At 36.6% G+C, this 12,682-nt stretch carries 12 protein-coding genes and 1 pseudogene; 3 read left to right on the top strand and 10 right to left on the bottom strand.

The window, feature by feature from the left end; all coding sequences use genetic code 11:
* Nucleotides 1–146: 146 nt before the first annotated feature.
* Together ACFRAK_RS17180 and ACFRAK_RS17175 are read right to left on the bottom strand one after the other, a co-directional pair.
* Nucleotides 147–896 carry a DUF3888 domain-containing protein gene (locus ACFRAK_RS17180; protein WP_387602657.1) on the bottom strand — a complete coding sequence of 250 codons (750 nt, stop codon included), beginning with the start codon at nucleotides 894–896 and terminating at the stop codon, nucleotides 147–149.
* 181 nt (nucleotides 897–1,077) lie between these two features.
* Nucleotides 1,078–1,686: a DedA family protein gene (locus ACFRAK_RS17175; RefSeq protein WP_387602660.1), complete on the bottom strand. Its 609-nt coding sequence runs from the start codon at nucleotides 1,684–1,686 to the stop codon at nucleotides 1,078–1,080.
* A 919-nt stretch (nucleotides 1,687–2,605) separates the two neighbouring features.
* On the opposite strand from ACFRAK_RS17175, the gene ACFRAK_RS17170 reads away from it, so the two are divergent.
* A complete protein-coding gene (locus tag ACFRAK_RS17170) occupies nucleotides 2,606–4,033 on the top strand; it encodes a PQQ-dependent sugar dehydrogenase (protein ID WP_387602663.1) in 1,428 nt (475 codons plus the stop codon).
* Between the two features lie 110 nt (nucleotides 4,034–4,143).
* On the opposite strand, the gene ACFRAK_RS17165 is transcribed toward ACFRAK_RS17170, so the two are convergent.
* The 5 genes from ACFRAK_RS17165 to ACFRAK_RS17145 all read right to left on the bottom strand — a co-directional run bounded on the left by ACFRAK_RS17165 (nucleotide 4,144) and on the right by ACFRAK_RS17145 (nucleotide 8,262).
* The gene (locus ACFRAK_RS17165) at nucleotides 4,144–4,275 is read right to left on the bottom strand and encodes a hypothetical protein (RefSeq protein WP_387602666.1); all 132 of its coding nucleotides are present in this window, start codon (nucleotides 4,273–4,275) and stop codon (nucleotides 4,144–4,146) included.
* Nucleotides 4,276–4,330: 55 nt separating this feature from the next.
* Nucleotides 4,331–4,882, bottom strand: coding sequence for a hypothetical protein (locus tag ACFRAK_RS17160; RefSeq protein WP_394572142.1), 552 nt, complete (start codon nucleotides 4,880–4,882; stop codon nucleotides 4,331–4,333).
* Between the two features lie 223 nt (nucleotides 4,883–5,105).
* Entirely contained in the window at nucleotides 5,106–5,495 is a 390-nt protein-coding gene (locus ACFRAK_RS17155) for a cupredoxin domain-containing protein (protein ID WP_394572141.1), read from the bottom strand.
* Nucleotides 5,496–5,759: 264 nt separating this feature from the next.
* Complete coding sequence (locus ACFRAK_RS17150; protein WP_394572140.1) at nucleotides 5,760–7,349, bottom strand: bifunctional metallophosphatase/5'-nucleotidase; 1,590 nt, start codon at nucleotides 7,347–7,349, stop codon at nucleotides 5,760–5,762.
* Nucleotides 7,350–7,656: 307 nt separating this feature from the next.
* On the bottom strand, nucleotides 7,657–8,262 hold the full coding sequence (locus tag ACFRAK_RS17145) for an FMN-binding negative transcriptional regulator (RefSeq protein WP_394572139.1): 606 nt from the start codon (nucleotides 8,260–8,262) through the stop codon (nucleotides 7,657–7,659).
* 172 nt (nucleotides 8,263–8,434) lie between these two features.
* Between ACFRAK_RS17145 and pdxR the strand changes: the two genes are divergently transcribed.
* Nucleotides 8,435–9,814 carry a MocR-like pyridoxine biosynthesis transcription factor PdxR gene (gene pdxR, locus ACFRAK_RS17140; protein ID WP_394572138.1) on the top strand — a complete coding sequence of 460 codons (1,380 nt, stop codon included), beginning with the start codon at nucleotides 8,435–8,437 and terminating at the stop codon, nucleotides 9,812–9,814.
* A 297-nt stretch (nucleotides 9,815–10,111) separates the two neighbouring features.
* On the opposite strand, the gene paiA is transcribed toward pdxR, so the two are convergent.
* Both paiA and ACFRAK_RS17130 read right to left on the bottom strand, forming a co-directional pair.
* Nucleotides 10,112–10,630 carry a spermidine/spermine N(1)-acetyltransferase gene (paiA, locus tag ACFRAK_RS17135; protein ID WP_387602684.1) on the bottom strand — a complete coding sequence of 173 codons (519 nt, stop codon included), beginning with the start codon at nucleotides 10,628–10,630 and terminating at the stop codon, nucleotides 10,112–10,114.
* Between the two features lie 49 nt (nucleotides 10,631–10,679).
* Nucleotides 10,680–10,763: pseudogene (locus ACFRAK_RS17130) on the bottom strand (MarR family transcriptional regulator); the annotation flags it as partial.
* Nucleotides 10,764–10,878: 115 nt separating this feature from the next.
* On the opposite strand from ACFRAK_RS17130, the gene ACFRAK_RS17125 reads away from it, so the two are divergent.
* Entirely contained in the window at nucleotides 10,879–11,523 is a 645-nt protein-coding gene (locus ACFRAK_RS17125; RefSeq protein WP_387602687.1) for a YczE/YyaS/YitT family protein, read from the top strand.
* 121 nt (nucleotides 11,524–11,644) lie between these two features.
* Here ACFRAK_RS17125 and ACFRAK_RS17120 read toward each other — a convergent pair whose 3' ends face one another.
* Nucleotides 11,645–12,514, bottom strand: a complete 870-nt coding sequence (locus ACFRAK_RS17120) for a hypothetical protein (RefSeq protein WP_394572136.1) — start codon at nucleotides 12,512–12,514, stop codon at nucleotides 11,645–11,647.
* Between the last annotated feature and the right edge of the window lie 168 nt (nucleotides 12,515–12,682).

Raw genomic sequence — 12,682 nt, 5'->3', positions numbered from 1 at the left:
CCTCACTCTATATTCTACGGATAGAAAGCCCCAATAGTTTCATAATATTTCCTTCTAGGACTATCCTGCCCCTTTAGTTCCATAAGAAAAAGCCGCCTTAAAGACAGCTCAGGTCAGCTAACGCACCCGTTAGCCTAATACTGATATTACATATACCAAATCAATTCATTTTGCATTTTCTTCCCTTGTTTGTTTTTCTTTTCTACGACCACCCATTTACCATTTTCCATTGCCACTTGAAGAACTATATTTGTTCCATCGGACCTTTTAAACAGAATATATCCTTGGGTACCCTTAATGAAAGTAACTGGGTCTATCACATTTTTATATGGAGGTTTTATATCAGGATTTAAATCATGAACTATAATGTCAGTTGCAATATCTGAAAGAACTTTGTATTCTTTTTGTTTTTCTGATTTATATTGTAGTTGTTGATAACTATATTTTGAAAAGGATTCCAACCTTAAATTAAATGTTTGCAGTATATCTAAAAGAACGTTCTTGTAAAACTCATTTATTTTCATTTCCTCTTCATCCCCTTCATGAACAAAATTAATCACTTTTACACCAAAAGGGCTTACATCAAAAGTGATTGTTTCTTTGCCATATGGAGGATTATGAGCGTGTTCAAAAGTAATTACTTGAACTGTTACACTAAAACTAAAACTACCTTCACTTTGCCTAATTATCCTTATGATTTTGGCATCAAATAAACCGTACTGTTTATAATAGCCATAATAATTAACTACTTCTTCTGAAATGTATGGGCCAAGTGAAGTCAATAATGCATCATACATTAACTTATTATTTAATTCAGTTTCTGCTGAATTAATCCTATTAGGTTGAGCACTCAATAGTAACAAACTTATGGACAGACCTAAGAAAAGTTTATTCAAGATATAACCTGCCTAATATTTTTTAGGTTTACTGTTCCCATAAGTTTTAAAAATAATTATTTGTATTTTCTTCATGAACTAAACTGCCGTAAAGACAGCTCCAATCATCAGCTAAAGCACCAGATCGTTCTATAAGCTCTAACTATAATTTTATTAAAGTCCTCCATCTAAACCGTCACTTTCATGAAATACCCCTTTTTAATCGATTTCTTCTCTTCCATAAAAAATAAATGAATATTGAAAGGACCAATAAACTCGTAATTATATAAATACTGTATGTTGACATATATTGTTCAACATTGTTCCAATTTTCCCCTAAGATTCTTCCTAATGTGATAAAAGCAAAACTCCATATTAATGCACCCGTATAGGCATAAACAACAAATTTTCTAAATGGGAAGCGATTGACAGATGCTATATACGCCGTAAGGTGCCGTACCCCAGGAATAAAATAACCAAATAATAATAGATAAGGTCCAAATTTCTTGAATAATTTCTTTGTTTTATTAATTTTTTGTTCGGTTATGTGAAGTTTTGGTCCCAACTTTTCTAATAAAGGCAACCCAAATTTATAACCAATGAAGTAGCTAAGCGAAATCCCTCCCGTTGCTCCTACAAAGGCACTTACTATTGAAATTAAGTAAGATAATTTACCCTGAAACACATTGTAACCAATATATGTAAGAAGAACCTCATCGGGTATAGGAAGTCCTACAATACCTCCAATTAAAGCAAATATTATTCCGAAGTACCCGTAATGTTCTAGAAGGTAAGTAACATGATTTTCCACTTTCTCACTCCAACTTTTAGGTAATGTCTAACAATCATTTCTGATTATTCATTTTCAGCATTTTTAAATAATAAAAGGCTGTTTTCGCATACTTTGTTGCGATTTAACAAGTAATGCGGTGTGGATTTCCCCTCCAGATGCTCGCTTTCCGCGGGGCGGGTGGTGAGCCTCCTCGGCGTAAACGCCTTTGGGGTCTCACCTGTCCCGCTGCTCCCGCAGGAGTCTCGCACTTGCGCTCCAATCAACCTTAAATAGTTTCGTTTTAAAAACAACAATCTTTACGAAAAGAGCCTAATAAAAAAAGAAAATTCACTCTTCATTAGGGATAATACCTTTAATATTATCCCCAATTTTTGATTTTCTTATTGCACTAAGCTCCCCCGTTAGTTTAAGTACATGCTAAAAAAACTCAATAGATGTGTCTCATATGACCTGTATCAGAACGCTTACCGTTACAGGTTTTCCTGATGCTCCTCCTTTAAGCGCTTATCCTTTTCAGGATGCGTCCTTTAATGGAATAGCTTGAATTTATTTTCATTCTTATAAATTTCACTTATTTTAGTTCAACTAACGCACTCTTTTAGTTTAATTACGCTCATGCGGAAAGTAGTGCATTGCCTTATCAGGTTCGCGGCCTGATTTGGTACTAATAGACGGTTCTAATCATATTCTTATAAGAAAAGGCTGTTTTCTATTTACAAAGTAAAGCGCTGTGGTTGATTTCCCCTCCAGATGCTCGCTTTCCGCGGGGCGGGCGGTGAGCATCCTCGGCGTAAACGCCTGTGGGGTCCCACCTCCCCGCTGCTCCCGCAGGAGTCTCGGACTTCCGCTCCAATCAACCTTAAATCGTTGCATTTTAAAAACAACAATCTTTACGAAAAGAGCCTAAGAAAAACAATAAGAAGGAGTGCAAAGTCATTTGATAAAAGTTAAGGTTGGTTTACGGCCCATTGTAAGCAATATTAATTTACCAACTGTTTTAAAGACAGCTATACTTCCAGGTGACTCAATTGAAAGATTATTTATTGCAACCCAGGTAGGAGAGATCTTTTACATAGGAAACGGAGTTATCAGGACTTTTTTAGATATTCGCCCGCGAATTTTAAAATTAGGTACTTCTGAACAAGGTGTTTCAGGTAGTGGATATGATGAACGGGGATTATTGGGGCTAGCGTTTCATCCAGAATTTTATTATAACGGTCTGTTTTATCTTCATTATTCAGTAGCTGGAACACAAGGTCCAGGGGCCCTTACTGAACATTTTAGGCCTAACCCGTGCGATCCCAAAACTTTAAACCTAAAGTGGATAAATAGAGAAACACAATATGATCATATTAATACAGTTGAAGAATGGATTTTACAATCGAATGGTCAACCTCAAAAACGACGGACATTACTTAACATAAGAAGACCATTTTTTAATCATAATGGTGTCAATAGCTTAAACTTTTCACCTGAAACCGGAAAACTTATTTTAACAACCGGGGATGGTGGGGCAGGCTATGATCCATTTAATTTAAGTCAAGATGATATGGAGATAGCTGGTAAAATAATTGAAATCGATGTAGATAAGAGCATATCCTTCAATAATCCACCCATTGTTACACGTTTTAATGAACTTCCTCTGCCTATTCAGGAAACGCTTACGGTCATTGCAAAAGGGGTGCGCAATATAACAGGCATTTCATTTCAAAGGTTTTATAATCAGTATATCAAATATGCGGGGGGTGTCGGACAGGATTTGGTTGAGTCGATTTTTTCATTCGTTCATTATAAACCAATACCGGTTACTGAGATTGTTCAAGCTTCTTTCATGAATTCTGAAGCTGACAAAGAGGGATTCATTAACTTTGGCTGGCGAGGTTGGGAAGGTGCTTTTCCTACTTCGACTATAAGAGGATGCAATGAAAATAATAATTTGGATGAGAAAACAATTGCTTATTACAATGAAGCAGTAACACTTTCAGCGAGTCGTCTTCAGCCTCTAACCAGTTATTTCCATAAAGATACCAGACCTGATAAGTTTGGAGGAACTGCACTTACAGGAGTGCAAGCCTATATGGGGAATGCAATCCCTGGTTTAACGGGAAGCGTTGTGTTTACCGATCTTGCCCGGAAAGATTCTCAACCCCGGGTTAGAGGGGCTTTAGCTTATACCACCGTAAGACCCAATGGTGAACAAAATGATTTTAGTGTGATACAAACCGATTATGATTTTGGGTCTCAATCAGCCTATTATGTTAGTTTGGGAACGAATATGAATCAAACCAGCTTATATTTGGCGGCTTATGGCTCTATGAAAGTGACTGATTTTAACAAAGGCACTGTTTTTGAAATAGTTCCATGAATCAATACAATACATTTCCACTTAATCTTGATAAATCGCTTATATGGATTTGTAATTAGAACCATGTGATGGAGAATTAATAAATTAGGCTGTTTTCGTATACTTTGTTGCTATTCACCAAGTAATGTTGATTTCCCCTCCAGATGCTCGCTTTCCGCGTGGCGGGCGATGAGCATCCTCGGCATAAACGCCTGTGGGGTCTCACCTATCCCACTGCTCCCGAAAGAGTCTCGCACTTCCACTCCAATCAACCTTAAATCGTTTCGTTTTATAAACAACTACTTTACGAAAAGAGCCTTAAATTCTAATCGTTTTTAGTCTTTTAAAAAGGATTAAAGCAATTTCAACCCATAACCAGCTATAAATGAAGGCAAATAAAAAGCCAAATATAAGAAATGAAAAGGAAACAGAGACGGCCGGACCTAAAACTGGAAAGTGAAAAATAACTATTAAACTCGTAATTCCTAACATTAAAAGAATGGCACCAGTAGCAATAATACTTAACCTCATCTTAAAAAGGTGAAAGGATGCCCCTATTCCAAGTCCTAACAATCCTGTTGTAAAAGGAAATGCAATTATTTCCGTTGGCTGTAGGATGAATAACAGCATAATTGTCAGAAAGTAGGACATTGCTCCAAATGGAATGGAAAACATGGAACATAACAGGATAGGTGCAGTGGACAGCGGACTTATACAATATCCTATCCCTGGTACAGCTCCGGCAGCCTGCAGAATGGCAGCCATACAAGAAAGAATGGACACTAAAATGAGCTTCATCGTTTTTTTATGTTTATTGAATATTATTTGAGATAAACGAACCTCATCAGAAATAGGTTTTAAAAAATACACCTTTCCACCTCATTCTAAATGGTTTATACGTTACCTTACATTATATTATATTTACCATTTATTGGAGGCGGTACAATTATTATTAATCCAAGCATCAATATCCCCTGTAATGAAAAATAAGCTTGATAAAAAACCTCGCTAAAACTTAATCGATCATACAAAGTAGAAAAGTCCATTCGCAGAGGGAGTATTTAAAAAAACAAGGCCATATTGGCCCTGCATTTTATTCGACAATCACTTTCCCAACCATTCCTTCCTGGAAATGGTACCGACATATCAGTTCATATGTACCGGGCTGTTTCGGATTCACGGTAATGTTTTTTTCTTCACCTGGCTGGACCTCAACGTTAATGCCGAGCTTTTCAACTGTGAAGGTGTGCTCTTTAACGCCTTTGTTTTTTAATATCACCGTTGTGGCTGTTCCATTCGGAATGGTGATGGCTTTCGGATTAAAGAAATCATCTTTCAACTCGACCTCAATCGATTTCCTCGTCTCCATAGGCTGATTTACAACACCGGATTCGGCAAATACACCGACTGAGCCTAGTGTTGTCACAACTACAAACATCGCAAGTACACCGGCCAATCCTGTTACCCACTTTCTCACAAACATTCGCAATCCCTCCTTACCTCTATTTTTTTCTAAATCATGAAATATTATTACGATAATTTCGTTGCGTGCTTTCAGATAGTAACTTTTCTATCTGAAACGGTGAAAAGAAAAAGAGCTGTTATATTTGAATAAGTAGTTACCTTTTATTTCTCGTTAATACCCATTGCCATTCAATATCTCGTGCTATCCCTAAAGCCATTTCATTAACTCCTCCAGCTTCATCTTCCTCAAAAGCCACTTATCCAAGTCCTTGTATTTTCCCCTTCATTCTTTCAATGAACGGTGAGAAGTTTCATGGGGATACTTCTGTTGGATATAGCGTATAAGTGCAGTGACAACCTGTGGACCGGATTCCACGAACCTACCTTGTTCAAATGCAGTGAAGTTATCACCACCTGAAGCTAAATAATTACTAACCGCTACTTCATATTCGTTGTTTGGCTGAATCTCTTGACCCTTCATATCTTTCAGCGCAACAATGCGGTTGCCAATTGGAGCGTTGGGGTCCCAATTATACGTTAAACCAACTGTTTGTATCCTATTTTCATAATCTTTCGCCCACTGCTGTTCTAATGCAAGTTTTATTTGGTCCCCTGTTAAGATTAACTTACTGACACTATGACCCATAGGCAAGTCTGTATAAAGGTCTTCTACAGTGATTTCCCCTTTTTTAAAATTCTTCCGCATTTCTCCTTGATGGACAAAAGCTATATCAACCCCCAAGGCTTCCCGCTCAGATTCTGCAATCATTTTCGCTAATGGGGATTCACCGTTTGCATCTTGATTTCGTGAGATTTCTTCAGGCATTTCTCCTATTATCCGATTAAAATGGCTCCCCAATTTTTTTCTATATTTATTCAGAAGAGCAACCGTTTCTTTATCTGGTTTTATATGTTGATGTGAAGTGACAATAATCTTTGCTTGTTTCTTAACAATAAATTTAGTATGTGGGTCAATTTCAAGATTTACTTGAGAAAAGGCTTTCCCATTGGAATAAGCTTGAACGATCAGTTTACCGGCTACAACGGTATTGGCATATTCATGGCTGTGACCGGCAAAAATGACATCGACCTCATCATCGATTTTTGGAGCCATCTCCACTAAAGCTCCACTGGAATTTGCTCTTGACTGATCTGATTTGGCTGAATCATGTGCAAGTACAACAATTACTTTGATCCCTTTTTCCTTTAAAAGCTTAACGGTTCGGTTAATAGCTGAAACTTCATCCGTAATTTCAACTTCTTTTCGATTTTCAGGTGCCACATACAGGTTAGTCTCTTTTGTGACGACACCGATAAATCCAATATTAATTCCGTCAATTTGTTTAATAACATACGGTGGCAACAAGGGAGTACCCGACTTTGTATCGATGATATTTGCAGAGCTGTAAGAAGTAGCGGCACCTTGAAAATAACCTGTTTTTTTATTGAATCCTCCATGAATAAGACGTTTCATTTCATTTACGCCTTGGTCGAATTCATGATTTCCAGGTGTCCCGGCATCAAAGTGCAGGAGGTTTAAAAATTCAATCGTGGGTTCGTCATTAAATTGAGAAGAGATTGGAGGACTTCCTCCTACCATATCACCAGAATGAACAAGCAGTGTATTTGGGTTTTCTTGTATAAATATTTTTAAATAGGCAGCCAGGTATTCAGCCCCCCCTGCCATGGTTCCTGAAACCATTTGATATTTGTTTAGTTGGCCGTGAAAATCATTAACGCCTAACAATTGTACTTGAATGTGTTGGCGGTTGGATGTGGAATGTTGGGATGAGTGTGCTGTGATTTTATAAGCTACGTAAATGATGATAAATACCAAGATGAACAAAGAAGTTATGGCCTGAAATTTTGACAACTTCCGATCCCTCCCTCTGGATGTAAATTTAGAATAACTCTGGAATTTTATATCCGTATAAAGGGACCGTGATTTTTTGTTATATTTTATATAATGATTGTTAAATTAACCCGGCACATGCATATCTTTTTAAAAATATTCATACGGCTTAACATCAATTAAGATTTTGACTGGATTATTTAAAAGGCTCCCATTTTTCCTCCATGGTATTGAAATCCGCTCCGGTAGTAACAGAAGTTCAACAAAAAGAGTGTAAATCCTTATTGGATCAACACTCACGTTAGTGCAGTACCATTCAACGCCACTTTTATAGGTTTGCCTTCATTAAAAAGGAAATATTTTGCTCATCTGTATTTTGGATCTTTTCCAGTTGATTGATAACCCGCTCTCGCCGAAGTGATGAATGGTTTTGACTTAACTTTGCTTTCCCCTCTATCTTGTTGATTCTTATTTTGAAGCCTTGAATCCCTTTGTTCATCCCAGCGAGATAGTCAGCATCTAAATCTTGCAAATTGTATGAACTATCAGGGGCTTCATACTTCAATACCATGTCTTCCAGGGTATCGGTTAACTCCTGTTCATCCTCAATAAGTTCGACTTCGCCGTATACATGAACAGTCACGTAATTCCATGTTGGTACCGCTTGGTTCGTCTCATACCAAGAAGAGGAGATATAACAGTGAGGACCATGAAAGACTGCCAAGACTGTTTGGTTTTCAATATCTTTCCATTGAGGGTTCGGACGAGCAAAATGACCATACAAATAGGTTTTCTCCTTATTCAACAGCAGTGGTAAATGTGTAGCAAAAGGCACGCCTTCATGAATTGAACACAATGTTGCAAAACCATTCTCCTGTATTACATCGCAGGCTGCTGCTAATTCTTTTATTTCAAATTGCTTAGGGATATACATAAAAAAATCTCCTTTCATCCGTCAATATTATTCCATTCACAATATAGCGGCTTTTACTGAGGTCCATCCTCATTTCTACTTGAGAACCTCATCTGTAAAATATGGTAATATACAAACTGACATATAAAAAGGTACAATTCTAAATAAATATACATGTCAAAGGAGATCGTAAATGATAAATGCCATTTTTGCTTTTAAGGGGGATTCTCCCAGATACAAACAAATTTACGAGCAGTTTAAGTTATATATTGAACGGGGGGACATACTTGCCGATGAACAATTGCCCTCCATCCGTCAACTGGCAGATTCCCTTCAAGTAAGTCGGAATACGACATTAATGGCTTATGATCAACTTGTAGCTGAAGGCTATATTCGTGGAGAAGGGAGAAAAGGTTATTTTGTAAATGAATTAGAGCCACTTTTATCCCAAGAAGAGTTAATTCCTCATAATAAAACGCAAAGAGAGCCAGTGACACCTACCCTCATTGATTTCCGGGCGGGTGCCGTAGATCAAGCACATTTCCCTCTGAAAACTTGGAGGAGGATTGCCAATCAAGTATTAACGTTACAGGAGAGTTTTCAATATGGGGAACCCTTTGGTGAGGTGTGCCTACGTGAACAAATTGCCACATACTTACTCCAATCCCGTGGGGTGAAAACAGATGCAAATGCCATTATTATCGGCAGCAGTACCCAACAAATGCTTATCAATCTTGGACATATACTGAAGGATGATTTTCCAAGCATTATAGTAGAAGACCCTGGATATGATGGCGCAAGGGAAGCTTTTCAATTCCATTGTTTTACGATTGAAACTTTACCAGTTTATGAGGCCGGTGCTGATTTTTCACAATTGGAACAAATCAAATCACGATTAATCTATGTAACACCTTCCCATCACAGTCCATATGGGGTAAGCCTGTCCATTCAACAACGGCAAACGCTTATTCATTGGGCTAACAAGATGCAAGGGTATATGATCGAAGACGATTATGATAGTGAATTTCGTTATACACAACAACCATTTCCAGCTCTCGCTTCCATTGATTCTGCAAGAGTCATTTATTTAGGGAATTTCTCAAAGTCCTTTCTTCCGGGAATTCGTTTAAGTTATATGGTGTTGCCAGAGCCGCTTTTAAACCGTTATAAAAATCAATTTCTTCATTTCGAGAGTACCACTTCACTTCTAAGCCAGCTCGCAATGGCTAAATTTATGGAAGAGGGAGAATGGAATCGCCATATTAAACGTATGCGTCTTGTTTATAAACGAAAAATGCAGTACTTGGTATCAATTTTAAAAAAGCAATTCGATCAACATATATCCATTATCGGTGAGCAGTCAGGTTTGTATGTATTAATCAAAGTACACCTGGAACGTTCAGAAGAATGGCTAATAGAGCGCGCTTCCTTTCATGGTGTTAAAGTGTATCCCACCTCACTCTACTTCATTAAAAATAATACCGATAAACCGATTATCAAACTTGGTTTCAGTAATCTTTCTTGTGAGGAAATCGAGCTTGGCGTAAAGCTCCTAAAAAAGGCTTGGTTATAAAAAAACACCCCGTAATTATAGCCAATGAACTAATAATTGCGGGGCAAAACATGGACTTTTAAAACACAGGTCCTCATTCCACTGACATGCCCCGTTAGCTCTTTAAGAAAAGAGCTGATCGTCACAGCTCTAATGAACCAGCGCACCCTGCACTTTATACAATCCTTTACAAACTGAAGAGAAGCTGCCAATATGACAGCTCCGTTCTGTTCTTTAATTCTTACATTTGAGGGGGAATAAAAGTGGGCTTATACCTTTATTTCACTTTTACATAATAGTTCACCCTTCCAAAACAAGTTATAGAAGTGCTTTGGTCATAATAAGGTCCATTTGTTCTTCATCACCCATATAAAATGAGTGGGCTCCGGATTGAACAAAGCCAATTTGCTTATAAAAGGCAATAGCATTTTCGTTTTTTTCCCATACGCCGAGCCAGATTTTCTTTTTATCACTTTCCATCGCAATTTCCATAGCTTTATTTAGCAGATATTTACCAAGCCCATGTTTTTGATATTTTTTCTTTATATAAATCCTCTCGATTTCAAGTGATTCATCACCCATTTGTTCAGTCTGAGCATCATTGGTATTGACCTTTAAATATCCAGCGACTTCATTATTAAAATAAACAAAAAAGAATTGCGAAGAACTATTCGATAATTCTTTTTCTAATTGTATTAAGTCAAATGCCTTTTCCAAATAGGCATTCATATTTTCGGCTGAATTCTGATGCTTAAATGTCTCATTGAATGTTTCATAACTAATTTCTTGAAGTTCGCGTGAATCTTCAAGGGTACACTTTTTTATATTTTTAGTCATTTAAATATGTCGCTCCTTCATATAATCAATAATTTCTCTTGTTTCCCTCTTTAACAAACTCCCATTCTTTATCTCTATTTTTTAAATCTAATGCCCTTGCTATCATTCCAATTTCACGAAGAATTTCCTTCATAATTAACTCCACAGCTTAAAATTTTGTTGTAAATGCAATAAAAATAACATATATTAAATGTAACCTTACTTTGTTGCGTTTGCAACAAAAAAATCATGTAAAGGGGTCGAGTACAGTGAAATATGTATTTTATGTATTAGGAATTTTACTATTAACTCTTGGTATCTCTTTCACTATACAATCAGACCTTGGAACTTCACCTTTTGATGCACTTTTGGTAGGACTGTCCATAAATGTGGGGCTTACTGTCGGAAGTTGGGAAATACTAATAGCTTTAATATTAATATGTTGTAATTCATTTTTAAAAAGACAAAGACCAGAAGTTTTGGGGTTGTTAACCGCATTTATAACGGGTATTGGTATTGATATGTGGCTTTATTTATTGCACAATTCGATAACACCTGAACTATGGTACAGCAAAGTTGTTTGTTTTGGAATCGGCTTGGTTGTTATAGGATTAGGAACTGCAACATATTTACACACAAATTTTGCACCGATTCCAGTTGACCAATTAACATTAATCATACAAGAATTAACTAGAACAAATATATTTTTTTCGAGAACATTCATTTACCTCGTATTCTTGCTAATGGCAATTGTCCTAAATGGACCCATTGGCGTTGGAACTTTATTAACCGTTTGTTTAGGGGGGCTAATGCTTAATTACTTTATGCCATTTACTAAAAAAGTATTAGACCGCATATTAACACACTCCAGTCCATCACCAAATTATGAGAAAGATAAAAACCATTCAATATAGAATGCTCTTTATTTAACTTGTTCAACAAACCTTCCTCTATAGTTGCATAAGAAAATGAGCTGCCTTTAAGGCAGCTCCGATCTTCAGCTAACGCACCCGTTAGCTTATTAAGAATCGCTATTTACATTGAAGGTAGATATACTCTCCATTCTTTCCAAGCTTTAAGATAGCCACTTAAGTCATGTGGGTGAACCCTAATACAAACGCCTATACGTGTGTATAATTGAAAAATAACTTCCTCCAAAAGCCTTTCTTTATTAAAGGTGACGTCTTGAGTCAATAATGAGAAAGATGACAATAGCGTCTCTAAATTTAAATCGTCTGAAGAAGAGCAAAAAGCATACGAAAAATCATAAATTTTTGGACCGACTAAAGGCATAGGGTCAATAACCCCATTTAATTTGTTGCCCTTATATACAAAATTATGAACACCAGCATCTCCATGAAGGTAATACTTCTCATCTTGATATTCGTATGTTTTCAATTTATTAACCAATAACTCTACTTTTTTATGATCCTCACTTGGTAATAAATCTCCTATTTCCTCTTGGGCGAATTCCAAACTACTTAGATTGTAGTCCGCCCATGAATTTCTATGTATTCCATTTACTCTTCCCCAGTTTTCATTGTTTACTTTTTTGTATTTATTTAATAGTTCCTTAATTAAAATAGTCATCCATTCTATTTTAGAACCTCGATTAAAATGAGTTTCCCCAGAAATATAAGAGTATACTATAAATTCTTTTTTCTCGTCTGTATAAAGTACATTAGGCAACAAATTTACATCTTTATAAGTAAGGAGAAAAGCCTCTGTTGCAGCTATTAGTTTAGGTTTGTCCATTTTAATCACATATTTTGGTACCCCATTAATATGTAGGGTATATAGAATTCCGTTTGTAGTACCACTTTTTAATTTCTTTATGCCTATATCATCATTTTTTATTATGCCTTGGTTTATAAGACCATAAATAATTTCAGTTATTTTCTCCATTTATTTAGCCCTCTCGATGAATTTTGGTAAGTCTTTAAACTATGTAAGTTCGCTCTTCTTATGGAACTTACCCGCCCCGTTAGTGCCATAAGATTTTAAAAGAGGTGCCAGAGCAACTCCCTTTCACCTATTAGGTTAAGAACTACGGTTTTTTATTTAGGCTGTTTT

This window comes from Peribacillus sp. NPDC056705, from assembly GCF_043656335.1.
This window is presented reverse-complemented; position numbering and strand designations above follow the sequence as displayed.

Excerpts from the sequence above, each read along its gene's own strand:
- paiA (WP_387602684.1), bottom strand. The coding sequence starts at position 10,630 with ATGACTAAAAATATAAAAAAGTGTACCCTTGAAGATTCACGCGAACTT.
- ACFRAK_RS17120 (WP_394572136.1), bottom strand. The coding sequence starts at position 12,514 with ATGGAGAAAATAACTGAAATTATTTATGGTCTTATAAACCAAGGCATA.
- ACFRAK_RS17145 (WP_394572139.1), bottom strand. The coding sequence starts at position 8,262 with ATGTATATCCCTAAGCAATTTGAAATAAAAGAATTAGCAGCAGCCTGC.
- ACFRAK_RS17155 (WP_394572141.1), bottom strand. The coding sequence starts at position 5,495 with ATGTTTGTGAGAAAGTGGGTAACAGGATTGGCCGGTGTACTTGCGATG.
- pdxR (WP_394572138.1), top strand. The coding sequence starts at position 8,435 with ATGATAAATGCCATTTTTGCTTTTAAGGGGGATTCTCCCAGATACAAA.